Consider the following 25,617-nt stretch of genomic DNA (forward strand, 5'->3'; position numbering starts at 1 on the left):
ATGAGCTATGATCGTAATTTTAATAACACCTTGGCCATCTGGACAGCTTTTGGTGGTAGAGGCAGCATTGTCCTTCCTATTCCTACCTTAAGCTGGACCAAGAAGTACTATAACAATTTTGGCTACACCCAATACGGCAGTGAAAGACAGATTAATGTCTATGATAACGGAAACGCTCAGATTGCAGTTTATTATGCCAAAACTCCCTATATGTCCTACTGGAACAAGACCACCAAACAATGGACCGTTGTCAGTGTTCCTTGGTGGAGTCATGGACAGCCAGAAATTCTTTATGCTGCAGATGGCGTATTTATCGCAAAGATTGTAGGCCTTGCTAATGTCATCGCTTCTTTTGATGGCATCACTTGGCATAATGCGGGGTATTGTCCCGGAGCGCAAAACGCTATGACTTGTGGTGCTTATGATATGGACAGGGGGTCAGGCGTGGTCAGCTGGTGGTACTACAAGTCACCGGTTTACTACAGCTTTGATTCACTGACAGAACGAACTGCCTGGACCCTGGTCGGCTCTGATGGAACCTCAGTCCCTATCTTCAAATACCTGACCAGGCACAAAGGTTACTTTGTCGGAGTTGTTGGTGGTGACAAGTCCATCGCCAGAGCAAGTACATCAAGTCCTGGAAGCTGGGGAACCACCATTCCAGAAGATGTGAATGATACTCGGTACATGTTCATTCGCTCTATCAATGGTGTGCTCTTTGTGATGAAGTTCAATTACACCAATGTGGGTGGCGATTACACCTACTACGTGAAGCTCTGCGTGATGAGTGACGATGCCACGCAAATTACAGAGACGAATCTTTCCTGGGTAGGGGATCTAGCCAATAACAACATCCCCAATCCAAGGAATATCATGTGGATGCCCGACTGGGGTAAGTTCGCACTTCTTAAAGAGAGCAGCCTTTGTGTATCCTCTGATGGGGTTACCTGGGAATGCCTGCATCAGCCAGGATTCACAACGTCCCAATACGATACCTTTGACGGTGCCATGTACATTCCCGGAGACGGGTTCTATGCCAAAGCCAGCGGGTATGTCTACTATGCACCTTACTAATTGAAGCCCATTTCTATCAGATTATGACACCTTTAGCCGGGCGTCTTTTAATATATAAATCTACATGAAAGCGAGGAAAAACAATGAGAGATATTTGGACTTATATTCAACTGGCTATTGCTGGCCTTGGCGGTTGGCTTGGCTGGTTTCTCGGAGGTTACGATGGATTTTTATATGCCCTGATTGCCTTTGTTGTCATTGACTATCTGCTTGGTGTCATGTGCGCCATTATCGAGAAGCATTTATCCAGTGACGTGGGTGCTCGGGGCATTTTCAAGAAAGTCGTTATTTTTTCATTGGTAGGCATTGCCCACATCATTGATCAGAACATCATCGGTGATGGCGGTGTAATCAGAACAGCAGTGATCTTCTTCTACCTATCCAATGAAGGAATCAGCATTATTGAAAATGCCACAAGACTTGGACTGCCTATTCCAGAAAAGCTCCGAGATGTTTTGGAACAGCTCAAAGACGGTGGAGATAAAGACGGAACAAAGTAATCAATGATTTTGCCATTTGAGCATTCTTTGCATATGTAAGTTATGGAGGTGTTCAAATGGTATTTATAAATTGTAGTTATTGCAAGGAGCCACTATGTGTCATCAATTACAAAATACTCAACAGTGACAAGATGGTGCTGAGAAACTATCAAGAGGAATGTCCATGCTGCCACAAAACTCTAGACTTCTTTTGGCGTGAAAACAGCGATCAGATTTTTGATGAAGGAAAACTGGGTTAGCTGTATAAAATGTCATCCCCTTCGCATAATGCTTTTGGAGGGGATGAAAGTGACCAAAATTAAATGCCATTGTGGTGCGACGTTAATCTTAGTGAAGTATTTAATGCACTTAGAAGGGAGTTTAACATTTAGAGATTATTATGGCACATGCCCGGTTTGCGGGAAAGAAAATGAGACAAGAGATTTAAATGAAGACGACATAACTGATCAAGAATACCTATTCTAGTAGAAGCGTCATAGGCCAAGCCTGTGGCGTTTTTATTTTTCTATAGATTGCAACCAATCATAGGAGGGAAAAACTATGAACCTTAAAAAACTAATCTTTACAGAAAATGAATGTTATAAAGCAGGTAGGAAAATCCAGCCCAAAGGCATTATGGTCCACAGCACTGGGGCCAATAACCCTTATCTTCGTAGATATGTTGGTCCGGATGATGGCCTTCTTGGACAAAACCAGTACAACAATCATTGGAACCAGCATAGACCCAGTGGCAGACAAGTCTGTGTCCATGCCTTTGTTGGAAAGCTAAAAAATGGCACCATCGCTTCCTATCAGACCCTGCCATGGGATCATAGAGGCTGGCATGCAGGTGGTGACGCCAACAATAGTCACATCGGATTTGAAATTGTGCGCCCAGATAGGGCAATGTCAACAGCGGTTTAAGGTACCGCATAGTAAGATAACGCTATTGTCAACCTGCCCAACCGAAAGGCGAAAGCTGACACGGGAACATAGCATGGCAGGAAAGCGGTAAGTCATCTAAAGGCAATCAGATGCGACTGAACCGCAATGACAAGTGGATATGAGGATAAAACTGGGTTTGTTGAACGTAAGTTTCGAGTTTCTGTTAATGCCCGGACAGAGGAAATTTGCCTGTAACCTCTGATGTGAATGTAATTGCGTACAGATTTCGCGCAATTGGTTATCATTTAGTTCACATGACCTGTTGGAGAACCAATGGTAAAGAAACGAAAACGTATCCGAAAATCCACATACCTATTGGCATTGTTAACTGGGGATACCCTAAACAGAAACGCCGGAAACGGCTATAGCTAAAGGGCTTGAATATTCTGCATGGGTACGGAGCTTCCATAGTAGTCCGCGAGGGGTAATGACCCTTACATGGCGAAGGGAAGCAGTTGTTACGCGCCAAAATTTATATTGATTAGGGAGGAATACCTCAATGAAACCAACAATTGAGATTTTGGAGAGAATGAATCAAAACTCAAATCGCAACAAGAATGAAATTTTCACGCGGGTTTACCGTTACCTGCAAAGACCAGACATCTATTTTCTTGCTTACAAAAATCTGTATGCCAATAGTGGCGCAGCAACACCTGGTGTCGATAATGACACAGCAGATGGCTTCAGCGAGGAAAAGATAGAGCTTATTATCCAAAGTCTAACAGATGGAACCTATACACCTAAGCCTGTACGTAGGACGTATATTGCAAAAAAGCAAAGTAATAAATTACGTCCTTTAGGACTTCCGACATTCACTGATAAATTGGTTCAGGAAGTAATCAGAATGATTCTAGAAGCTATTTATGAACCTACATTTTGTGATACTTCCCATGGCTTCAGACCTAACAGAAGCTGTCATACCGCTCTAGGAATGGTATCAAAAGGATTCAATGGAGTGAAATGGTTCGTCGAAGGTGATATCAAAGGCTGTTTTGATAACATTAATCACAATGTGCTCGCTGAATTGATAGGAAAGAAAATCAAGGACGCGCGTTTCAACCAACTTATTCGCAAATTCTTAAAGGCAGGATATATGGAAGATTGGCGATACCACAGTACATATAGTGGGACGCCCCAAGGTGGAATAATTTCACCTGTACTAGCCAATATATACTTGCACGAGTTGGACATGTTTGTTGAACAGCTAAAAGCTAAATTTGACAAGCCCTTACCCCGAGGCAAGAGAACACCGGAATATTCAAGACTACGAAGTAAAGCAGTCCGCTTGAGAAAGAAGTTAGAAAATGCGGATGAGCACCAAAAGCCGGCACTACTTGCTGAATTACGACAAACTAGAGCGAAACAGCTTTCAACCCCTAGTAAATTACAAGAGGATAAGAAAATTAAATATGTGCGTTATGCAGATGATTTCCTTATCGGGGTTATCGGAAGTAAATCTGACTGTGAATGGGTAAAATCGGAACTGAAAACATTTATCAGAAATACGCTGAAAATGGAACTCAGTGAAGAAAAAACACTTATTACTCACAGCCACAACAAAGCAAGATTTCTAGGCTATGATGTTTGTGTAAGGCGTAACAGTCAAATCAAACAGGGTGGAAATGGGTATACCAAAAGAACGCTTAACAACAAAGTGGAACTCACGGTTCCATTCAAAGATAAAATTGAACGTTTTCTGTTAGATAAAGGTATAGTGAAACAGATTAACGGTAAGTATCGCTTTGTCCACCGCCCAAGCTTGCTACAAATCACGGAATACGAGATTGTTTCAACCTACAACGCAGAATTGCGGGGAATATGCAACTACTACCGAATGGCAAGTAATTTTAACAACTTAAATTACTTTGCTTACCTTATGGAGTATAGTTGCTTAAAAACACTTGCAGCAAAGCGTAAAAGCAGCATTGCCCAAATTATTCGCTCGCATCAAGATGGGCAAGGGAAATGGTGTGTACCATATAAGACGGCTAAAGGTGAAAAACGACTCTATTTCGCAAAATATTCTGATTGTAAAGGGCAAAGTTCATTTAGTGACAAAATACGTAATGACGCAGTTATCTATAGTCATAAACGTAACCCTTTTGAAGATGGATTAAAAGCAAGAGTTTGTAAGTTGTGTGGAACAACCGAAGCGACACACTATGAAATACACCATGTTAAAAGGCTCAAAGACTTGAAGGGAAAAGCTCCATGGGAGAAATACCTAATAGCGCGAAACCGAAAAACTATGGTGGTCTGTCGAGATTGTCACAAAGAAATCCACAGAAATTGAGTTTTGAATAATTGAGTAACAATGGAGAGCCGTGTACATCGAGAGGTGTAAGCACGGTTCGGGGAGGGGTCTGCGCAAACCTGTTGTAGAAATACAATAAGGCGGCGCTTTCCTACTCTACTGCGAAGACAACCTATCCGACGCCTCTTATTTCAATACAGTTTATAAAGAAGCCACGGAGCTTTGTGCTTACCTTTGTAAACTCTATGACTTAACAGAAAAAGATATCATTGGCCACTATGAAGGCTATCAGAAGAAAATTGCCAGCAATCATGGAGATCCTCGGAAATGGTTTTCTAGGCATGGTAAGAGTATGGACACTTTCAGGGCTGACGTTAAAAAGCTGCTGACAGATCCTTCTCCTTCCACTACCCCGCCTCAGAAGCTTTACAGGGTCCAGGTTGGGGCTTACAGCGTCAAGTCCAATGCTGATGCTATGCTGGCCAAAGTAAAAGCTGCGGGCTTTACAGATGCCTTTATCAAAACTGAATAATTAACTCTTTGCCGCTGGGTGCTTTTCTTGCACTTGGCGGCATTTTTTTATTTTTCAGTACTCAATATGCCCTCTTCTGTCCTGTGAAGGGTGAGAGGGATTTCTACCCTCCGATTGGAGGATTATTAATGACTGGAGAACAAAAAAATCAAATAGCTGACCTAAGGGCTAAAGGGTTCGGGTATGCAACAATCGCTCAAGCCCTAGGTCTTTCAAAAAGTACTGTTACTTCCCACTGCCAAAGAAATAAGCTTGGAGGGATCAAGGCCAATCACTCAACTACAGTTACTCCCGGTAAGGAATACTGTAAACACTGTGGTAAGGAACTTATACAGATCTCAGGAAAAAAGAAATTGAAATTCTGTAACCAAGATTGTCGTGTTACATGGTGGAACTCGAATCAGGACAAGGTCAAAAAGAAAGCCATCTACTCCTTCACCTGCGCTTCTTGCGGCAGCTCGTTTACCGCTTATGGCAATTCAAAGAGAAAATATTGTTCTCATGATTGCTATATAAACGACCGCTTCAAAGGCGGTGATGTGATATGACAGACGATCAATTCAGAGCTGAAAAACAATATCAATCAAGTCTTTCTATTGCAAAATCCATGCTTGAAAAAAGCATAATTACTCCCGAGGAATTTGCCTTAATCGATGAGTTTCTTCTTGAAAAATACAGACCATTACTAGGTACACTATTCTCTCACATTAACTTGACTTCATAGCCTTTTAGAGTGATGTATAGTGTTGAAAGGAGTGAGTTTATGCGGAAAATCAATAGAATCGAACCTTCCGCTCCGGTAATGCCTACAAGAAAAAAGGTTGCTGCTTATGCGAGAGTTTCCGAAGAAAAAGGCAGAACGTTACACTCTCTTTCAGCGCAAGTCAGCTTTTATAGCAAATACATCCAGACTCATCGTGAATGGGAATATGCAGGTGTATATGCAGACGAAGGGATTTCAGGCACGACTGAAAACCGTGATGAGTTCAAGAGACTGCTGGAAGATTGTGATGCAGGCAAGATCGATATTGTACTAACCAAGTCCATATCGCGATTTGCTAGAAATACCGTAGACCTACTGGAAACAGTACGCCACCTTCGAGACATCGGAGTTGAGGTAAGGTTCGAGAAAGAAAACATCAATTCTATGAGTGGTGACGGTGAACTAATGCTCTCCATCCTCGCTTCCTTTGCCCAGGAAGAAAGCCGCTCTACAAGTGAAAATGTAAAATGGGCCATTCGAAGGAATTTCCAGAAAGGAAAGCCTAATTCCTTTAATATTTATGGCTACCGCTGGAATGGAGAGCAGTTTGTTGTTGAGCCAGAGGAAGCCAAGATTGTGAAGCTGATTTATGATAATTTCCTCAAAGGAATGTCCGCCGAACAAACAGAGGTACAGCTTGAAGAAATGGGTGTCAAATCATATACCGGAGGACGCTTTTCAAACACCTCAATTCGGGCAATCCTTAAGAATGAAAAGTATACCGGTAACATGCTTTTACAAAAGGGTTTTATCGAGGACCATATCACACACAAGTTAAAGCCCAACAACGGAGAACTACCTCAGTATTGGGTAGAAGATTCTCACGAAGCCATAATTGACCTAAAAACTTATGAAAAGGTACAAGCTGAAATTGCACGACGCAGAGAATTGGGTGTATTCGCAAATCCATCTATCAACACCACTTGCTTTACAAGCAAGATAAAGTGTGGAAACTGCGGTGTCAGCTACCGTCGCAGCGGCAAAAGACAAAGCAAGCATTCAAGTGATGTTTATTACATTTGGACTTGCCAGACTAAAGACCGTAAAGGCGTATCAGAGTGCAGCGCCAAAAACATCCCAGAGAAGATACTCCAAGGTGTCTGTGCCCAGGTACTCGGCTTAGAGAAATTTGATGAAGATTTTTTCCTGGATCAAGTTGAAAAAGTTGTGGTGAATGGAAAAGATGAACTCATCTTTCATTTTCAGAGTGGTAGTATTATTCATCAACATTGGAAATCCACGGCCAGGAAGGATTGGTGGACACCGGAAGCTCGCGCTGCAAAATCAGCCTACAGCAAGAAGAACCCAAGAAGCTCTGGAAACATCACTTGCTTCACCGGAAAAATCAACTGCAGTAAGTGCGAGCAAAACCTACGCAGAAACACAAGCCCCCGAGTAAGTGGTCAGAAGGCCCACCATTGGCGCTGTCCCCCTCACACAGATTGCGGCCACAGCGGATTGGAAGAGAACATGTTAAAAACTATATCTAGCGATGTCCTTTCCATTAAAGAATTTGATGAAGGTATCTTTAAAGAAAAAGTTGATAGCATCACTGTTGTTTCCAACACAGAGCTTCTCTTTCAGCTGAAGGATGGCAGTAAGATCACAAAGCAATGGCAGTTTAAACGCAGACAACCCGCCTGGTCAGAGGAAAGAAAGAAAAGGCAAGCTGAGAAAATGAAAGAGGCATGGAGGAAAAAGCATGAGCAGAACAAAGACAGCTAAAAACGTTAAAACCATACCTGCTACTCTCAGGCAGTTTTCTTCCACGCCTATTAATGAGCAAAGAAAACGCCGCACAGCTGGCTACGCTCGCGTATCTACCGACAGCGAAGAACAGTTCACAAGCTATGAGGCGCAGGTCGATTATTACACCAATTTTATTAAAAGTCGAGACGATTGGGAGTTCGTGAAGGTTTATACCGACGAAGGGATATCCGGTACCAACACCAAAAAGCGTGAAGGCTTTAGGCGCATGATCCAGGACGCCTTAAGCGGCAAGATTGACCTCATCGTTACCAAGTCAGTCAGCCGGTTTGCAAGGAACACAGTTGACAGCCTCACCACCGTTCGTCAATTGAAAGAAAAAGGAATCGAGATCTATTTTGAGAAGGAAAATATCTGGACCTTAGATTCTAAAGGCGAACTTCTAATCACCATCATGTCATCCCTTGCCCAGGAAGAAAGCCGCAGCATTTCAGAGAACGTCACATGGGGACAGCGCAAGAGATTTGCAGACGGGAAGGTTACGGTTCCCTTCGGGCATTTCCTCGGTTACGATCGGGGTGAAGATGGCAACCTTGTCTTGAACCCCAATGAAGCAGTTATAATCCAGAGAATCTTCAGCATGTTCCTACAGGGCATGACGCCTTACGGTATTGCCAAGCAGCTTACAGCAGATGGCATTTTATCACCCGCGAAGAAAGATAAATGGAACGCAGGCACCATCAAACGCATCCTCACAAATGAAAAATATAAAGGAGATGCACTTTTGCAGAAAAGCTACACCGTAGATTTTCTTACCAAAAAGAAGAAAGCCAACGAGGGAGAAATTCCTCAATACTATGTTGAAAATAACCATGAAGCGATTATTGAGCCAGCGGTCTTCGACCTAGTCCAGAACGAGTTAGAAAAGAGAACCCCTGCAAACAATCGTCACAGCGGTGTTCATATATTCTCTGGTAAGATAAAATGCGGCTCATGTGGAAGCTGGTATGGTTCAAAGGTGTGGCATTCAAATAGCAAGTACCGCCGCACAGTCTGGCAATGCAACCACAAGTTCAACGGACAGGAAAAATGCTCCACTCCCCACCTCGATGAAGATATGATAAAAGAACTCTTCGTGAAGGCTACTAATAAGCTCCTGGAAGACAAGGATGAAATCATAGCAAACTTCGAATCCATGAAGGATGTTCTTTATGACACCGGTCCCTTAGAAACCAAACAGATCGAGCTTCAAAATGAAATGGAGATTGTCACTGAGCTGATACAGCAATGCATAAATGAAAATGCCAATGTTGCCTTAGACCAAGGAGAATACCAAAGAAGATACGATGGCTTGGTACAGAGGTTTGACACTACCAAAGAAGATTTAGAAAAAGTATCCAGGCAGATTAAGGAAAAAGTGACCAGACGCCAAACAATGGCTGCTTTCCTCGCTGAACTTAAGAAACAAGATGAACTGCTCACAGACTTTGATCCACTCCTCTGGCACAGTCTAGTGGATTATATTATCGTCTTTGAGAAAGAAAAAGTCCAAGTGGTCTATAAAAACGGTGTAAAAATATAGATTCAACCAAAAAAGATTTGATCGGATTCCCAGTGTATCCGATCAAATCTTTGAAAAAGTTAAGACTTCTATCTATTTTCGTTATACAATCTCATAAACTCATCCGCAAACTTCTTAACAAAATCTCTATCTAACGCTGTTGCCAAAGTCTCATCATTTTGTCTCGCATTTTTACTCCAATTATATGACCCGTGCATTACATATTCTAAATCGATTATGCAAAATTTATCGTGCAATCTATTAGATAAATAGTTGCCTTTTAGTGGTACCTTTGTTAAATCAAAATTTGACTCTATGTCTTTCATTATGTGATAGTTTGATGATTCATCAGATGTAATGATACGAACGCTTACACCTGCTTCTTTTCTTGATTTTAGTTCGTTGAAAATTTCAACATCAGTAAACCACGCAACTGCAGCCCATATAATATAATTTGCATTTCTAATTCCCTGGATAATTGTATCTTTGATTTCATCAAAAATCACATCATGTTCTATAACTTCTACGGGTTCAATCTCAACTGGTTTAGGCTTGATTATTAGGCCCCCAAAAGCATTCTCATCTGTTTCCATATACACTATTGAAGCAACACTCTCAAGCACCTTCTTTAGGTTTCTTGCTTCTTTTAACAATGGAATAGGAACTCTTAAGTCGATATTTTCATAGCATTGCCAAGATTTTTTTGTAAATGCACTTGTCTTGTCAAATTTTATCAATGAGTTTCTTAATATAGTAAGTAATTCATCTTTGCGATCATATTCGTCATATTTTATTGTCTCTATCATTGTTTTCATAAATTGACTCTCGTTCATATATTCCCCTCCCATTACTTAATGGCAATTTATGTCACTGTAGTTTTTCAAAGAAATTCCACGGTGTATCCATATAAATGTATTTATAGTCTGATGTTTCTTCTTCCATTGCTCTGTATAAGATATCAAAATTTGCATGAGTTATTAATGCTTCCTGAATTCCTTTTGCCCATTTATCCCAGATTCTTGGCGAAATAATTATTGAATCAGTCCATCTTGGTAGTTCATTATTAAAATAATTCTCTCGGTCAACTACTTCTAATTCCATGAATTGTTTAGAAAACTCTACATAGTCATCGTCATTTTCTTTAAGCCAAGACCATACACAAAAAGATTTAGAATCTGCAGGAAAAATATTTAAATATAACTTCTTCAGGTTTATATCCGTCTCAAGATTATTTACTCGTTGCCCATTAATATTATGTTCAAGCTCATGCATCATTGAAACAGCAAATTGAACTTCATACGGTATTTCCCATATACAATAGTTTACATTGTCATATACTTCATTAAGTAGATATTCGTCAAAAATCAGTTTCTCTTTTTCATTATCCTTAACACCTAAACTGAGGCCTTTTTCAAACAATCTGAAACCTTCAGATGATGCCATATCAAATCCACGTTCATGCATCTTTTTATACTGTATCATTTTTGCATTCAGCTGTTCTTGCTTTTTATGATAATGCCATGCCATGGTCCTATAAGTTAATAGAAAAACCTGCTTTTGAGTACCTACAAATTCGTAATCCTCAATTTCTTGAAATAAAATTTTATCATGATATTTGCAAAACCCTGTAAAAGTAGTCGCAATTTTTCTCCCCTTTTTTTGTGTTCCTTGAAAAATCATATTTGACGTCCCGTCTACTGTGATGACATGGCCTTCTTCTGCTATTTTATTCAATATTCTATTGTTCTGTATAGCATGGGCCTTTATAATCTTTTGATCGCATTCATCATGGTTTGGATGAAGACATTGTTTTATACGAGCATCTCTTTCTATTGACTGCATAGAGTACATTATTGCATCTGCCAGTCTCTCGTCATCCGTTTTGTTGAGGCAACATTTTTTATATTTTATGCCGCTACCACATGGGCAAGGTTCATTTCTTCCAATTTTCATAGCTGCACACCCCTTTTTGAGTTTGCATACCCCTACGCGCAACAAGTTTGAGGTTCATTAAATTGTATCAATCTCTGAATGATTCTCTCATATATTCTTCCTTGGTATGGCTCTATCATTTCAACTAGAGTTTTAACTACACTGGTGGGGGTATAGAACTCTCCACCACCTTTACCTTCTTGACTTGCGAATTTTCCTAGGAAATATTCGTATACTCTACCCAGTAAATCCTTCTCTCCAGTACCATGAAGCTTTATTGTGGAGATTAAGTCTATAAGTTCACCTAATCTTCTTTTATCAAGTTCAGGTCTTGCATATCTTTTATCCAGCACACCGTTAAGACTTGGGTTTTCTTTTTCGATTAGTATCATGGCATCGTCAATATACTGCCCTATTTTTGGATCTTTTGCATTGTCTTTTATGTAACCCCATCTTGCTTCTTTAGGAACCCAGAAAATATTTTCAAAGGTATACTCATCCCTATCTTCTTCAAAACCTTCTCCTTCTTGCAAAAGTTCGTTGTATTTTGTTTCAAATTTATCGGAGATGTATTTCAAAAATATTAGTCCTAAAGTTACATGTTTATAATCACTGGCATCCATACTGCCCCTTAATTTATCTGCTGCTTTCCAAAGAGTTTCTTCAAACCCTATATTTCCTGTATTAGTCGCCATACTATTACCTCCCAATTTTGTTGTAAGTTATTAAAAGTTGTTATCATCAAAAACCTCAAAGATTTCTCCTTCAAATTCCTCTTGCTCTGGTTCACTAACCACCCAAGGGGGTAGTACCTCATAATAGTGTGCCAAAGCCTCTATGGTTTTGTGGAGCAGCACCTTATCAGGCACCTTTTCAACGAGCTCTACAATCAACTTATATGTATCCATATATGGATTGTTATCAATTATATCTAAGGCTTGTTTGAATCGGGAAGCAAGCTTCGCTTTTTCAATGGTTCGCTCCATTGAATTTATTTCTTCTTTGTCATATATAGGTACTTCGACAAGATCATTAACTTCTCCTGTCATATACTGTAAATCATGTTTTCTAATTACTGGATTGAGATCCCGCTTCAACTTCTCCTTCTGAATCTCAAGCTTCTCAATCTCATTAAGCTCCTTAGTGAAATACTCACTATCCAAACCAAAAAGCTCCTCAAGAACAGGGAGATATTTTTTAGGAATGTTCTGCTTCCCCTTAATCCACATGTTAATATTCTGCTTCCTAATTCCCAACTTCTCCGCCAACTCAATATGCTGCATATTATATATCCCTAAAACATACTCCAACCCTAACAAAAACTCACCTCCAATACATAAAACCATATTGACTGAGTCAATATGGTTTTATTATACAGGATAAAATTGTCTGGGTCAATAATTGTTGAGTACGTTTTCCCAAAAACTATTACATAAACAGTTCCAATACTTTTTTACTCATTATTTCGTTAAATGGTTCTCTTTCGCTTGGCTTATAAAAAAACTCTATTTTTTCATTATCAACTGCTCCTAAACCGATATTAAATTTTTTAAATATATCTATATTCTTCTTGGCAGATTTTACATGATCCATATCTAGTACTACGTATGTTTCGCAAGAAAAACTCTGGTACCTATAAGCCTGCTTTATTGCTTGTTTCCAGTTTTTTAATTTATACTCAATAGAAACAACTTTCCCATTGTAAATCACTATATCAGGTATACCAAATAATCCCTTAGGTTCCATTATATAGTTTACATTTGCATTACCATTCTCGAATTCTTCAATAAGAAGTGGCAGGGAAAAATTCACAAGTGCGGCTTCAGAAAGAAACATTAGTTATTCACCCTTTACATATTTACTAAACTTTGTAATAGCCGTATACCATTTATATAAATGGTCACCATTACTATCATTATTGAACAAAACACCTTCATTTTCAATTTTATTATATAGCTCGATACCCTCTTTTATTACTTTTCTTAATTCGTTACATCTTTCATTAAAATCATCTGGCAAAAGCTTATACTGACTATAAATAGATGTCATGTAGTGTTTATAAAGTTCCGGAAACTTCAAGTGCCAGTTATATTGGTCGGGTGTGCTAAAATTTACATACTTGTTGTTGTCAAAAAGCTCTGGAAAGAAGTCAATATCTTTCATTGCACCTAAATAATCAAAGTCAATCCATTGTAGCAGTTTTGAGCTATAAATTCTTCTTTTGGGTCCTTTTTGGTGACTATCGTTCTTCCTTTCTTTAAAGTTTTCTAAGTTAAATTTTCTCGTATTTTCAAAAACACCAATTGAGACAGAATCAATTCCGGTCACAGAATAAAGTAACCCTTCAATATCTACATAGGCAAGGTGTACATACAGTTCATTTTCTTTTAAAGCATTTATAAAATAAAGCATATTTAAAATGTAATCAATATCTTTTACCCTTTTGCTTATACTTTTTTGAAAAGGTACTAAATATACACCATCTATTTCTGTATATCCAGTTATAAAGTTTAATAATTCATTAGTGAAATTCTCATCAGTTAACTGAGAGTCTTTAATAACGATTGATAACAAAACTTTCTTATTTGAACTTCCTGCAGAGCCACATGCCTGCAAGTATGGATCAATGTATAGGTTCTTTAAGATTTCAAGGTAATTCTGTGGAGTCTCATCATAAACAACTGTAGGTATAATTATAAATTTATAATCTTGGGAAAGCTGGAAATCTACACATTTAACAGCTGACTCAAAACATGATTCTTCAAAATTTATCGTACTGTATCCATCAGATATAACATCTGGGAAAAAGTCAAACATCGCAAATTTTTGCAATTTACTCCTTGGGTAGTAGAATTGAGGATCAAATAAGGACCTTTGCTTTAACTTATCATCCCTTTGTGTAATTTTATTAGACGATGCCATTTTAGGACCGAATATTAATCCATCCCCAATCTTATCTTGGGTAAAAATATCAAAATTCCAAACATCATTATGACCACATTGATGAAAAACATCAATTTTACTCATTCTTTCCTCACCTTTCTAAACATTTATTCAAATATTCTTTTAGGAGTCCCACCGTTCTTAATCTTTGAAACGGCTCTCGATTAAGTAATTTGTTAACTAGGTTTCCTGTAACCTCAGAAAGTCCAATATTCTCGTATTCAAGTCTATATTTATTGTGTAGCATATTTTCAAAAGTGCTCATTCCTTGCCCGACTACAGCAGGAGAAAAAGGATGTTCCCCAAGAATCAGCTCTGCCATTATAATAGCTAGTGAATAGAAATCACTTCTTATATCTATACTGTTTTTCTTGTTATCTATTTGCTCTGGAGAAGCGTATATGGGAGTACAAGGACCGTTCATATGCGCTGTTAAAGTTAGAGATTTGTCTTCAAGGACTCTGGCTATTCCCAGATCAATTATTACCGGTTTTTCGTTAGCTTTTATTAGAATATTGTCGGGTTTTAAGTCCCTATGAACTATCTTCTTCTTCCATATCAGCTCTAGACCATCAATAATTTCAATCATTAGAGAGACAACTCTTTTTTCATCGCCTTTAAAATCCGCCTTACATTCTGTAAGCGTTTTTGAGGAGATGTACTCTTCGAACATAATAAATTCACCCGTAGGCCATAGTTGGAATTCATAATTTTTCGGGAAATATTTAGAATCAAGTTCGCTTAATATGTTTACCTCTCTTTTTATCCGTTCTAAAGATGTCTTCGATAGGCATTTACCTTTTTTAAAAATGCACTCACCAAATAACTGATGGTTTATCCGATAAACCTCTTTTTGACCACTTTGCTTATACTTTTCTATAACCTCAAAATCAATACTCATAATTGCCCCCCTAACTACTTAAACTATATGCCACAAATTATATGTCACTTATCCTATTCTCCAAATATTTGGATAATCCTTTAAAGTTTAATCATTTAGTTAGGTTTACTTGTTAAACCATTGTTTCTAGCTATTTGTCTTAACACTGATCAGCCTCTCCCTAATTTCCTCGAACTCCCCACCCAAACTCACAGTATTAACTGATATATCATTACCACCCATTCTATAGTTCTGATCCAATCATAATCCAGGTGGGATGTAAAAACATCCTGCGTATTTTACCATCAAAACTATTATTTTTAATATAGGTAAAATCTGTTATAGGTTTCCTGATATTTGTGTTTTTCCCCCTAGGTTGCTTTTATTTAGGGCGTTAGGGTAGTATTTTGTGTCTATTATCATTCTGTGGGTTTGGTTTTCTATTACTTTGTCTGTTCTCATTTGTGGTAGTAGATAGCCATCATTTTTTTCTTTTCTATTCTCTCGATGTTATCAGTTCTAGCTTTGCATGCCCAGAGTTGTATTTCTTAATTACCTTTAGCCACTTTTCAAATGCTACTCTATCCACTTTAAGTCCCCCTTTCAAACTTAATTAAGTTATTCTTCTTTTCAACAATAATTCCTTTAATTCTATCCTAATTTTTGGTTTCTGTGGCCATTGCTGCTAGCTGGCTATTTCTCCTTGTAACAAAAAAACTACTCACCTTTTCATCTTAGTGAGTAGTTGTACTAAACAATATATCTATTTCTTTAGAAAATTATTGATTCATTCTTAAGGGTATCTGAAGCGAAATCAGTTGAGCATCCCGCATCCATCCAAGCAATTGCTTGAGATGATCATAATTGTTTGACCACAAGACATTTAACCATCAAATCTATACAAAAATAACCGGGCAATACCGGTTTCTTCATTTTGTACATCCCTTCATAGTACCTTTGGGGATTGTTAATTTCTATAAATCGTAGATTCTATCGTAGGATTTTTTGATTAGTCTGAGCGCGCTTTGTGGGTCCGGGCGGGTTCGGAGCCCCGCTCCCTACAGTATGTGGTGCTTTTTGGGGGATACCAAAGCTGAAGCATTGGCTACAACAAAAGATGTGGGAGGCGTTTTGTGGGTCAGGGCAGTACGAGCTGCCCCCTACTAGCCTTCGGCTACTACAAAATATAAAAATCAGTATATGTTATAAGTTAATCCAATATCTCTGAACTATTTGATTGTATGTATCACTAAAAAATTCATTTTCTAATTTACCACCGTTATTCATAATGACTTTTGCCGATGCAACATTTATTTTGTCACAGGTAATTAGTACATTCTGTATATTAAGTTCTTTACATTTTATCAATCCTGCTTTCAGCAATGTTGTGGCATATCCCTTTTTTCTTTCAGTAGGTCTAATAGAATATCCTATATGCCCACCTTCCTGCAACGTAAACTCATTTAATTTATGTCTAATATTTATCATTCCTATAATTTTTTCATCAGTATTTCTAATATAAAAGTATGTGCTTGCAGGAACTCTTCCAGTAGGTATGTTAGCAATATCTAAATCCTTTTTTATCTTTAAAAGCCATTCATCGTAGTTTTTATATCTATGAAGTCCACCAGTGCCATTTATTTCCGAATTATATTCATAGAACTCCTTTATGAACTTATTTGCTCTTTCCTCATACTCTTTTGTTGGATATACCAATCTTACACAATCCATCCAATTACCCCCTTAGTAAAATCATATAAACCTTTAGTAGTTACCTGTTTTGGGTACTTTTTTTATATGTTAGTTTATCAAGTATTAATTTCCTGTATTTTACTATAACCTTTAATATTTATTCAATTTCAATGTGTCCATTTTAGCCATTGAATACATTCTGTTTCTGTTTCGAATTCTTCTGTCCAAGCATCGCCTGTTCTGTTGTCTACACCGATGAAGTATTTTCCCTCTTTCGTAAAAAACAGTCCCGCGGCTCTCTAGTTTCTATTATGTTTAGGGTTTCTTTATTTGATAGTATTTTGATTTACATCTTCCTGAACTCCTTATTGCATTATTTTAAATATAATTATATCCTACTATGTGACAAATGAGTATCACAAGTAGGATATTTTGATTAGATCTAAGCCCGTTTTGTGGGTCCGGGCGGGTTCGGAGCCCCGCTCCCTACAGTATGTGGGTGCTTTTTGTGGGAAACCAAAGCTAAAGCATTGACTACAACAGAAGATGTGGGGATCTTTTTGTTGGTCACGGCGGGTTCGGAGCTCTGCGACCTACAGTTTGCGGGTACGCTTGGGAGGGGTCAAGGCTGAAGCTGTTATTTTTAGTCTTGGATTATCCGCTCATACGCTGCATTCCATAGTATTTTAGCATCGTCTAGTTTTGTCAAATTTAGGCCTTTGATGTTTGGGTTATTTAGTTCTAGCTCTATAAGGTCTTCAAATGTGACCCAATTGAGGGTAAGGTGGTTCAATCTTTCTTCTAATGATGTTGGATATTGCCAGTTATTATCTCTCGTTTTTTTGTCACTTTTCAGTTTTATCCTATTGGCTAAACAGCCATTCTGGGTGCCCAATATGCTTGAGTACTCTTTGAATTTGTAGGAGTATAATCTTGAGCCATATGTTTGTTTAAATATTCTTGGGGTTAGTAGGGTAAAGACTAGTTTAGATGGGAAAAAGCCATTACCCTGAAAGCACAATAGATTTTCTAGCACCCTGTCCATTTGATCAATGTTCTGTTCTTACACTTAGATCTGGTAGGTATTTAGCTTCTACGAAGCATACTTCATCGCCAGTACTATTATCGAACTGTATACCTGAAGTGGTTTTATCTCGTATGGATATAGCTCCTAAAGCCATATCTAAGTGTGTATTACCTTCATCACCGATGTAAGGGACAAGTGGCTGGCTTTCTAGGAAGATACTATGGTTTTTTTGGCAGTTGAATCCTGTTAGTTCTCTGTAAACATCTTTATTCTTTTCTGCTATTTTTCCTATTAGGTATGTCCAAACAATTTCGTTATTGAATATATTCTTTTTGAAGTACTCATCAGTTAGGTTGGCACCTAACTGGGGTGGGTTGCTGAAGTTTTTAAAGTCTACCATATTTATTCACCTTCCTATCTCAAAATCGTATTTTTTATTTAACTATTACTTTTTTAATTCTGGCCCATGATTCTATATGTTTTAAATCTAGTTTAAAAAGTTTATATTACATTTATCTAGTCCTGAGCTTGATTGATTCATTTATCCATACAGGTTATTAAAAGACAGTAATATATATGCCTTCACTCTTAACAGTTTCTCTAAGACAAGGTCATCTTACATAGGCATATAACTTAAGCAGTTATGTTAATTCGAGGAGTTAGATTTAAGAGCTGACTAGATGAGCGGAAGAAGGGGCGAGAAACAGGACGTTTCGAGAGGTCCTCTTGTCATGGACGACAAATTGGACCTGTACCCTTCTGGAGCTTAGATAGAAGCCTTAAATCTCAACGTAGAATTATTTAACTGTGTAGTTGTATGCCGACAATGGCTGTGACTTTGTCGACCGCAATAGTGGGGTTGTTTTGTGGGTCCCCAAGGCTGAAGCCTTGGCTACAACAGTTTGGAGTGTGGGTTTTGGTTTTGATTAGTGTTAATCTGTGTTATCTGTGGCTAGGTGAAATGTCAATAGTAAATTGTACATTTATGGCATTTTGATGTTTCCGCAGGTCAGGGTGGCACAAGACCACCCCCTACTAGCCTTGGCTAAAACAGTTTGGTGTGTGGGATGAAGGGAAATGATAAAGTAGAACAAGGCACTACCATTATTTATCTAATGGTAGTGCCTTGTTCTCGGAAAACTAACGAAATCCCAAATGACATCATATTGCTTTCCCTTACCTTTGCTTCGCCTGCTTCCATGTAGCTGAAAGTACTTCTAGCGACTGATACCTTTGATTCCTATCTTTACTAGCTGCTTTTTTTGCCACATCATATAGTGCCTTATGTGCAAGCCATCCTTCTATGCTTTTTTCCACTGCATTCCCTAACAGGACAAAGGCTGTTGCACCCATTAGGTAGACGTTTGTAATTTCATCGATTACGGAACCCTTTTCATATTCTTCTGGAGACATGAACCTTCCTGATCCCCACATTCTTCCCACTGTGTTTACGTAAGGTTTTTTGGCGTAATACTCTATGTCACAAATTATTGTTCTTTTGTTTTGAAAGTCATACATTATACTCCCATCATAGAAATCGATTGCTACGTATCCTTGTTTATTTACAAACCTGTGGAACTCTAAAATATCTTCAAACATGTTGATTCTCTCTTTAATGGGTAGTTCGAAAAACTTATGTCTGGACTCATACTGTTTACCCATGCATTCAGCATCGGTCCATTCAAAAATAGCTGCGTAGCCATCATTTATTTCAATTCCATCTATGAATTTAACTAAATTATTATGTTTTAAGTTTTTGTAGACTTTGCATGCATATTTTAAATCCCTAATAGCGTCTTGAGGCTGCCCTGTGTATCTTACTGTTTTTGCACCTGCAACCTTAGTGAACTACCCACCACTTAGGCTATAAGCCCTGAAGTGGGGGCTTCTTAGTAAAATTTAACTAAGAATTTATTGAAACGAAGATTGGTATTTAAGTTTCCACCTAAGATTGTTCCTAGGCAACCCTTATTCGTTTAGGGTGGTCCACACACCCTCTATCCCTCACTAATTGGATTAGATAGGGAATACCTTTGTTTTGCATATTTTTGCGAAGTATGTTTAGGCTACCATTGACATCTGAGTTCAATAGTATGCCTGTTTCACTTTTGAATAGACCCCTCGTTATTCTTCTTGTTTTATCGTAGTATTGCTCACTTATAGGCTCAAGGTCTATGCTACTTACTCCACTTGTGTAGTGTTCTTTTTGATATTCTATTTGAATTCCTGCAAGCTCTGCTTTATATTCTATCATTTGTACTAATCTTTGTAGGGGTATTTGTACAAAGGTTTTAAGATGGCTTTTGTGCTTAATTCCTTTTATATCTCCAATTACTATTTTTCCTACTTTATACTCCACGGCAAGCTGTATTATTTTTCTACTTCCTTGGTGTAATGTGTTTGTTATTTTGTTGTGGCGTTTCTTTCTAAGGTTGTTTATCTGTTTTGTGTTTTTAAAGTTCTTTGCCCCTAGCTGTTTCATGCTTATTGATTGTAGGCAGGATATCTTGTAGTTTATATGCCTATTTATGTCCTTTAAGCTCCTACCGCAGATTATGTAGCTGTGGCTACTATGGGAAAAGGTTATGGTTGCTAGATTATCTAATCCTAGATCTATTGCCAATGTGTTGCTATAATCCTTAGGTAGCTCTTCTTCTTTGACCTGGTAGATGATAAGAAGTTCCCACTGTTTTTGGTGCTGGTTAAACTGTAGGCGTATCTGTTGTAAGGAGCAGTCTTGAGGTAAGGGGAAGTTTTCTTCCACTTTTAGGGATTCAACCTCAAATTTTTGTTGCATGGTTTTAGATAGTGATAAGTGTAGATATCCGTCTTTACGCCTTATAGCAAAGTTAGTAAAGATCACCTCATTTCTCTTTTTCTCTGTGTGTTTATATCTTGGTGGTCTTGGAATGCCTTTATACTTCCTAGGGCTTTTTTTATAATCTTCATAGCTTTTAAAGTAACTTTTCCAGTTCTGTTCAAGTATTTTTAGGCATTGCTGCCTGGTATGTGAGTGAAGATATTTACAGTGCCAGTTAGTTTTTAGTTCTTTATCTAGTTTTATATATGGGAGGTATTTTTCTGTGCATATATAGTTAGCAATATTATATAGCTTTGTAGTGTGGAAGGATAGTTCCTGAATTATTGCTACTTGGCTTTCTTTCCACCTAGGATATACCTTTAGCGATAGTTTCATTTTTTAGCTCACCTCCCTTCTATGTATATTTTATCATAGAATGAGGAAAAAGGGAACATATGTTTGTTAAATTTTGTGAATTTTCGCTGTACATGTGTCGTATTCATCCCCCACCTAAGAGGAAGGGGTATTAACTCTGTCTTATGGATAAATACTAAGTTTCTCTTTACTGTTTACCATTTTTATAGTATTTTAAAATTACTAAAGGCGGAGCTAACATTCGCCGAGCATCTTAATTAATTAAAAAGGTAAAACATCGCTAATGGCGATGTTTTTTGTGTTTTATGGGGGGCGTTTTGTGGGTCACGGGTGGGTTCGGAGCCCCGCTCCCTACAGTATGTGTGTGCTTTTTGGGGGATACCAAAGCTGAAGCATTGGCTACAACAGAGGACTGGGGAGCATTTTAAAGGTCAGGGCAGTATTCAGTTTTTTCTATTCAATGGTGTCTTTAGTTTTATACATGAGGTATTCCGTAACACCTTCTTTATAGAAATTAGGTATCATCCCTACTACTTTATAGTCTAGTTCCTCGTATAACCTTTTGGCCCTTTTATTAAAGTCACCAACCATCAAAAATACTTTGTCATAGTCTGATGTGATGACTTCTTCGAAGTGGCTGAGTAGCTTTTTCCCTATGCCCTTCCCACGTACATTTTCGTCTATGACGATCATATGTAAGTAGGGATATTTATCGAATGTCCCGCTAAGTTCAACCCAGAGAAATCCAAGTATTTCGTCTTGTTGATTTAGACAGACATAGATTTCTTTGTTTTCTATCCCTTTTTGCATCATTTTCATTGGGCTTTTGTCGGCAAAGTATACTTCTCCCAGCTGGGACTGCATTAGAATTCTATAACAGTTGTCTAGGTGCTGGTTTTTTGCTAGCTCTATGACTTTTATCAAGGATATCACCTCATTTATTATTATCAGGGGAGATTTGTGTATCTGCTCAAGATAAATCTAGGATTGTAAAGCATCTCTAATCTAGTTTATGTATTGCTTCTTCGTAGTTTTTCACAAAATACCGTTTACCCTTTTTAGTTATTTCATGGCCTTCTGCTTCTAATAATGCTTTTTGCCCCTCTATTCCTCCGGGGTATTTTTCGTTAAGCTCTCCGTCTTTTTTTAGTGTTCTCCAGTATGGCGTTATATCTGTACTGCCTTGATTTTCCCTTTCTTCTGATGCATTAGCTGCTACGTTGATGAATATCCCTGCTGTTAGTTGGCATGTGAAGTCTGCATGGTGCTGTTTTGCAAGGTAGTCACGTATTTCTATGGATGTGGTGAGCTTACCCTTGGGTATTTTTTTCATTGCTTCATCGTATTGGATTGGAGCGGCTATAAGCATGTTTCCGCTGCCAAATCTTTTAGCCATCTGGTCATCATAGCCAATAAACTCCACCTTAGGTAAGTCTTTAGAATTCTGAAGTTTTTCATTATATGTTTTTTTTGCCATTTTATATTCACCTCTATTTTTATTTTTGGGGATGGTAAGATCTTCTATACATAAGTTAATATTCAATTTTTTAGTGTGAAACCCTTTTATATTCTAGGAGACCGGTCACCCTTGATTAATTCAGTTTCTGCATTATTAGCAAGGTTCGGAACCCAGTATGTGGGTCCCAAGGCTGAAGCCTTGGCTACAACAGTTTGGGGTGTGGGTATGGGAATAGATATGGGGACATTTCTTTTGTCACATGGTAGGAAAAAACAAGGCATAACCCTTTATTTCAAGTGGGTCATGCCTTATTTTTTTATACTTTCACCTGAATATTTGGGTTGATTTTTTTTAACTCTTCTGTAAAGGCTTCCACTTCAATAGGTGAAATTAAGGTATATCCGTATTTACTATATTTAATTTCGATTCTGTCTAGGGATAGTGCAGCAGAAGAAAGGGGACTGCGGGTCTTTTTAATAGTTTTAATTTCTTTGATTTTTATGGACCATTTGAAGGGCCCAGTTCTAACTATTAGAATTTCATTGGTTATTACATAATAAGTCCCAAACCATATCCAAGCAAAGAAAAGCAAAGTAAGTAACATAACTAAGATAATTGCCCATTGCCCAGAAAAAATGGTTCCGATAAACCCGCCTCCTATGACAAGCCAAACAAGTAAGCCAATCCAAAAATCCTTTTTTGAGTTGAATCGCATTTATATCCCTCCTACAATTTAGTATTCATTGCATTGGATATTATATTTTCACCAGTGACTCACTACGGTATTTCCTGAGAAAATTATCACTGTTTTCCTACCGGTTAAATAGTTTTTCAACTTTCTTGATATATCCTTCGTTTAATCCTTTGGCAAATTTATCGAAGTTACTTTTATCGATAGCTTTAGGTACACCTAGCTCCTTTAGGTACGTGTCAATGTTTAATAGTACTTCCTCCATGTTCATATCTCCACCTTCTGAAACACTATTTCCAAAAAGGTCTACAGTTTTATTGCCTACTTTTATTTCGTAGTAAGGGTAGTAATCACCTCTGATTTTTGAAACTCCAACAGATCTGCTATCAATCTCGTCATAATTGTACACCGCACCTGTGGGATTTAGAGGGGAGCTTATTTTTATTGTATCATCATATACTACCGTATAGCTAGTGATACCAATGTAAATTGCAATAACTAAGATTGGTATATAGCATATTCTAATTGCTCTATATATGCTTTTGAAAATACTATCTAGCTTTTCTAGCTTGCTAAAAATTTTTACTAGTGTAGTGTAAAATAGATCATTTTCTACTACCTCATCGTCATCTTGATCTTCTGTTATTTCATTAGCTAGGTCGTTTTTGTTATTAAACAGTTTCTCTTTTAACTTCATAGATGCAAATACAAAGAGATTTAAAATCATAGTGACTGGTATCATATTTAGTTGACTCGAGATAAATAACAAATAGTCCCCCCTAGCAAATAGAAGTGTTTGTGTTGTAAAGTAAAGAAATAAAGTACCTAGAGCAAGAACTACTGCATAGATAATTGCTCCAATAATTTTAAATAATGTTAGAATAATTGTCTTAGATATTGTCAATTTTACCACCCCAATATTTTATAGGCCTAGTATAGAAGTTAAAGCAGGTCCTTAGTAATGTTATATTCTTCATAATCATCCATATCCCTGTTTATTACTACGTTTTTCCCTAAAATTGTAAAATTGGCTTTGTACGTTTTTGGGGTAAATATTTTAGTACAAAGAGGAGAAGGAGACATATTGTAGAAGGTGTAGGTCTTGGGGTTGATTAGTATTGATGGTTATTGGTCAATATCTTTTATAAAGCAAATTAGACGGTTTGCTTCTTTGAAGCCGATGCCTTTGTGGAAATGGTAGCTTGTTGTGTTGTCATATTCTATGTCTGAACCTATTTGTGTACATCCCTTTTCTTTTACCCACTGCTCTCCTTTTTTTAGTAGTTCTTTTGATATACCCTGCCTTCTGTATTGTGGTTCAACATATATTCCTTCAACGTAGCCAACTGGGGAGCTATCTGATCCTTCCACATAGTCAGTTCTTATGGACAGTTGAACAAATCCTATTGGTTTATTATCAGCTATGTAAAGATAGGCTTTGTGTTTATGGGTCTTTAGCATTGATACATATTCATTTTTCAGCTCCTCGAATTGGTTTTCTGGCCATAGTTTTATGGCTAAGTTAGTTAGGTCATCAAGTTCCTGCTCATTTACTTCAATAATTTGTCTCATATTGTCCCTCCAAATATTTTATTACTTTAATTATTAATCTTTAATAACCAACATATTGGACTCATCAAATTCCCACATCTCTCCATAAGCTACTTTCCCGTAGTCTCCATCTAGGTCTGTAAAGTATCCCCCGTAACCACCCCAGTCAGTTTCTCTTGCTTCTTTTTGGATGGTTCCACCTGCTTGTTCTTCTTTTTCTAGTATTTCATCTACTTCTTCTGCAGATTTGGCATTATAGGCAAGGGTAATTCCTGAAAAACCATCTAGGATGTTGGGTGGATTATCTTTGTTCACATCTCTGGCTAGCTCTTCTATGGGGAAGGGGCACGCTGGTGTGCATCATCTAAGATAGGAGCATTGTATAGCCCATTACGTCCCTGACAGCTAATGCATATACTTACTTCTGAATATACTTAGCCATGAAAAGGCATGGATTATTTTCATCCCAGAGGGTTTTAAATACTTCTAATGGTCTAAAACCCATGGCTAGATAGAACTGTCTTGTTTTTTCATAGCTTTCACTTGCCCGAGATTCGTCTAAGGTCTTAACAGTCAGAAACTCCATTCCGTTTTCTTTACAGTATTCTTCACATTTATTTATTAGCATTCTACCAATCCCTTTTCGGTGGTACTCTTTTAAGGTTCCCATTACATAGACTTCAGCTGTGTAAGGGTTGTGAACTTTTATTGCTACAAAGCCTATGGCTTTGTCTTCGTTGTATACGGCGTAAAAGGGTATGTCTTTTGAAGTCTTTTTGTACTCAATTATTGATTCCTCGATTCCAAACCAGTTTGGTAAGTCTCTAAGTATGTTGTCACAGATAACACTTTTTAGGTCTTTGTCTTTGACTCCTTGTATTTGTAACATTTTATTACCACCTTATTTTTTTATTTTCACATATAATTTGAAAAATTATAGTTGATGAAGGTT

General features: G+C 37.8%; 29 protein-coding genes and 2 pseudogenes. 11 read left to right on the top strand and 20 right to left on the bottom strand.

The window, feature by feature from the left end; genetic code table 11:
- From HYG86_RS04830 to HYG86_RS04880, 11 genes are all read left to right on the top strand, one after another.
- Window positions 1–1,074 (top strand): hypothetical protein, encoded by a 1,074-nt coding sequence (locus HYG86_RS04830; protein WP_147732840.1) that lies wholly within the window; start codon window positions 1–3, stop codon window positions 1,072–1,074.
- Window positions 1,075–1,157: 83 nt separating this feature from the next.
- Window positions 1,158–1,574, top strand: coding sequence for a phage holin family protein (locus HYG86_RS04835; protein ID WP_147732839.1), 417 nt, complete (start codon window positions 1,158–1,160; stop codon window positions 1,572–1,574).
- 56 nt (window positions 1,575–1,630) lie between these two features.
- Window positions 1,631–1,813 carry a hypothetical protein gene (locus HYG86_RS04840; protein WP_213167803.1) on the top strand — a complete coding sequence of 61 codons (183 nt, stop codon included), beginning with the start codon at window positions 1,631–1,633 and terminating at the stop codon, window positions 1,811–1,813.
- Window positions 1,814–1,856: 43 nt separating this feature from the next.
- The gene (locus HYG86_RS04845) at window positions 1,857–2,039 is read left to right on the top strand and encodes a hypothetical protein (protein ID WP_213167804.1); all 183 of its coding nucleotides are present in this window, start codon (window positions 1,857–1,859) and stop codon (window positions 2,037–2,039) included.
- A 75-nt stretch (window positions 2,040–2,114) separates the two neighbouring features.
- Window positions 2,115–2,477, top strand: coding sequence for an N-acetylmuramoyl-L-alanine amidase (locus HYG86_RS04850; RefSeq protein ID WP_425489236.1), 363 nt, complete (start codon window positions 2,115–2,117; stop codon window positions 2,475–2,477).
- 520 nt (window positions 2,478–2,997) lie between these two features.
- On the top strand, window positions 2,998–4,791 hold the full coding sequence (locus tag HYG86_RS04855) for a reverse transcriptase domain-containing protein (RefSeq protein ID WP_213166996.1): 1,794 nt from the start codon (window positions 2,998–3,000) through the stop codon (window positions 4,789–4,791).
- Between the two features lie 313 nt (window positions 4,792–5,104).
- Window positions 5,105–5,284, top strand: a complete 180-nt coding sequence (locus HYG86_RS18445) for an SPOR domain-containing protein (RefSeq protein WP_425489237.1) — start codon at window positions 5,105–5,107, stop codon at window positions 5,282–5,284.
- Between the two features lie 128 nt (window positions 5,285–5,412).
- On the top strand, window positions 5,413–5,832 hold the full coding sequence (locus HYG86_RS04865) for a helix-turn-helix domain-containing protein (RefSeq protein WP_213167805.1): 420 nt from the start codon (window positions 5,413–5,415) through the stop codon (window positions 5,830–5,832).
- The gene (locus HYG86_RS04870; protein WP_213167806.1) at window positions 5,829–6,008 is read left to right on the top strand and encodes an SHOCT domain-containing protein; all 180 of its coding nucleotides are present in this window, start codon (window positions 5,829–5,831) and stop codon (window positions 6,006–6,008) included. Before HYG86_RS04865 ends, HYG86_RS04870 begins: the two co-directional genes overlap by 4 nt.
- Before the next feature lie 39 nt (window positions 6,009–6,047).
- Window positions 6,048–7,772: a recombinase family protein gene (locus HYG86_RS04875; RefSeq protein WP_246451894.1), complete on the top strand. Its 1,725-nt coding sequence runs from the start codon at window positions 6,048–6,050 to the stop codon at window positions 7,770–7,772.
- Entirely contained in the window at window positions 7,750–9,336 is a 1,587-nt protein-coding gene (locus HYG86_RS04880) for a recombinase family protein (RefSeq protein ID WP_213167807.1), read from the top strand. The genes HYG86_RS04875 and HYG86_RS04880 overlap by 23 nt, the downstream gene beginning before the upstream one ends.
- A gap of 68 nt (window positions 9,337–9,404) precedes the next feature.
- Here the strand turns inward: HYG86_RS04880 and HYG86_RS04885 are convergent, their stop codons facing one another.
- From HYG86_RS04885 to HYG86_RS04975, 20 genes and pseudogenes are all read right to left on the bottom strand, one after another.
- A complete protein-coding gene (locus HYG86_RS04885) occupies window positions 9,405–10,148 on the bottom strand; it encodes a phospholipase D-like domain-containing protein (protein WP_213167808.1) in 744 nt (247 codons plus the stop codon).
- 1,048 nt (window positions 10,149–11,196) lie between these two features.
- Window positions 11,197–11,265, bottom strand: a pseudogene (locus tag HYG86_RS18365) (SEC-C metal-binding domain-containing protein); the annotation flags it as partial.
- An 89-nt stretch (window positions 11,266–11,354) separates the two neighbouring features.
- Window positions 11,355–11,942, bottom strand: a pseudogene (locus tag HYG86_RS04895) (type I restriction-modification system subunit M N-terminal domain-containing protein); the annotation flags it as partial.
- Window positions 11,943–11,972: 30 nt separating this feature from the next.
- Window positions 11,973–12,557, bottom strand: coding sequence for a helix-turn-helix domain-containing protein (locus HYG86_RS04900; protein ID WP_213167809.1), 585 nt, complete (start codon window positions 12,555–12,557; stop codon window positions 11,973–11,975).
- Window positions 12,558–12,675: 118 nt separating this feature from the next.
- Complete coding sequence (locus tag HYG86_RS04905; RefSeq protein WP_213167810.1) at window positions 12,676–13,083, bottom strand: hypothetical protein; 408 nt, start codon at window positions 13,081–13,083, stop codon at window positions 12,676–12,678.
- A gap of 3 nt (window positions 13,084–13,086) precedes the next feature.
- Window positions 13,087–14,274, bottom strand: a complete 1,188-nt coding sequence (locus tag HYG86_RS04910; RefSeq protein WP_213167811.1) for a hypothetical protein — start codon at window positions 14,272–14,274, stop codon at window positions 13,087–13,089.
- A gap of 7 nt (window positions 14,275–14,281) precedes the next feature.
- On the bottom strand, window positions 14,282–15,091 hold the full coding sequence (locus HYG86_RS04915) for a serine/threonine-protein kinase (protein WP_213167812.1): 810 nt from the start codon (window positions 15,089–15,091) through the stop codon (window positions 14,282–14,284).
- 318 nt (window positions 15,092–15,409) lie between these two features.
- The gene (locus tag HYG86_RS18260; RefSeq protein WP_281391310.1) at window positions 15,410–15,532 is read right to left on the bottom strand and encodes a hypothetical protein; all 123 of its coding nucleotides are present in this window, start codon (window positions 15,530–15,532) and stop codon (window positions 15,410–15,412) included.
- A 741-nt stretch (window positions 15,533–16,273) separates the two neighbouring features.
- A complete protein-coding gene (locus HYG86_RS04920) occupies window positions 16,274–16,801 on the bottom strand; it encodes a GNAT family N-acetyltransferase (protein ID WP_213167813.1) in 528 nt (175 codons plus the stop codon).
- Window positions 16,802–17,405: 604 nt separating this feature from the next.
- Window positions 17,406–17,807 (bottom strand): hypothetical protein, encoded by a 402-nt coding sequence (locus HYG86_RS04925; RefSeq protein ID WP_213167814.1) that lies wholly within the window; start codon window positions 17,805–17,807, stop codon window positions 17,406–17,408.
- A 4-nt stretch (window positions 17,808–17,811) separates the two neighbouring features.
- Window positions 17,812–18,189, bottom strand: coding sequence for a hypothetical protein (locus HYG86_RS04930; RefSeq protein WP_213167815.1), 378 nt, complete (start codon window positions 18,187–18,189; stop codon window positions 17,812–17,814).
- Between the two features lie 776 nt (window positions 18,190–18,965).
- Window positions 18,966–19,451 carry a hypothetical protein gene (locus HYG86_RS04935; RefSeq protein WP_213167816.1) on the bottom strand — a complete coding sequence of 162 codons (486 nt, stop codon included), beginning with the start codon at window positions 19,449–19,451 and terminating at the stop codon, window positions 18,966–18,968.
- 295 nt (window positions 19,452–19,746) lie between these two features.
- Window positions 19,747–20,985: an RNA-guided endonuclease InsQ/TnpB family protein gene (locus HYG86_RS04940; protein WP_213167817.1), complete on the bottom strand. Its 1,239-nt coding sequence runs from the start codon at window positions 20,983–20,985 to the stop codon at window positions 19,747–19,749.
- 432 nt (window positions 20,986–21,417) lie between these two features.
- Window positions 21,418–21,888: a GNAT family N-acetyltransferase gene (locus HYG86_RS04945; RefSeq protein WP_213167818.1), complete on the bottom strand. Its 471-nt coding sequence runs from the start codon at window positions 21,886–21,888 to the stop codon at window positions 21,418–21,420.
- A 76-nt stretch (window positions 21,889–21,964) separates the two neighbouring features.
- Complete coding sequence (locus HYG86_RS04950; protein ID WP_213167819.1) at window positions 21,965–22,441, bottom strand: MGMT family protein; 477 nt, start codon at window positions 22,439–22,441, stop codon at window positions 21,965–21,967.
- A 298-nt stretch (window positions 22,442–22,739) separates the two neighbouring features.
- On the bottom strand, window positions 22,740–23,138 hold the full coding sequence (locus HYG86_RS04955; RefSeq protein WP_213167820.1) for a PH domain-containing protein: 399 nt from the start codon (window positions 23,136–23,138) through the stop codon (window positions 22,740–22,742).
- A gap of 97 nt (window positions 23,139–23,235) precedes the next feature.
- Complete coding sequence (locus tag HYG86_RS04960; RefSeq protein WP_213167821.1) at window positions 23,236–24,018, bottom strand: hypothetical protein; 783 nt, start codon at window positions 24,016–24,018, stop codon at window positions 23,236–23,238.
- A gap of 221 nt (window positions 24,019–24,239) precedes the next feature.
- On the bottom strand, window positions 24,240–24,686 hold the full coding sequence (gene aac(6'), locus HYG86_RS04965; protein ID WP_213167822.1) for an aminoglycoside 6'-N-acetyltransferase: 447 nt from the start codon (window positions 24,684–24,686) through the stop codon (window positions 24,240–24,242).
- A gap of 33 nt (window positions 24,687–24,719) precedes the next feature.
- Window positions 24,720–24,980: a VOC family protein gene (locus HYG86_RS04970; protein WP_213167823.1), complete on the bottom strand. Its 261-nt coding sequence runs from the start codon at window positions 24,978–24,980 to the stop codon at window positions 24,720–24,722.
- A 103-nt stretch (window positions 24,981–25,083) separates the two neighbouring features.
- Window positions 25,084–25,554 carry a GNAT family N-acetyltransferase gene (locus tag HYG86_RS04975; protein WP_213167824.1) on the bottom strand — a complete coding sequence of 157 codons (471 nt, stop codon included), beginning with the start codon at window positions 25,552–25,554 and terminating at the stop codon, window positions 25,084–25,086.
- Between the last annotated feature and the right edge of the window lie 63 nt (window positions 25,555–25,617).

The organism is Alkalicella caledoniensis, assembly GCF_014467015.1.
Taxonomy (GTDB): domain Bacteria; phylum Bacillota; class Proteinivoracia; order Proteinivoracales; family Proteinivoracaceae; genus Alkalicella; species Alkalicella caledoniensis.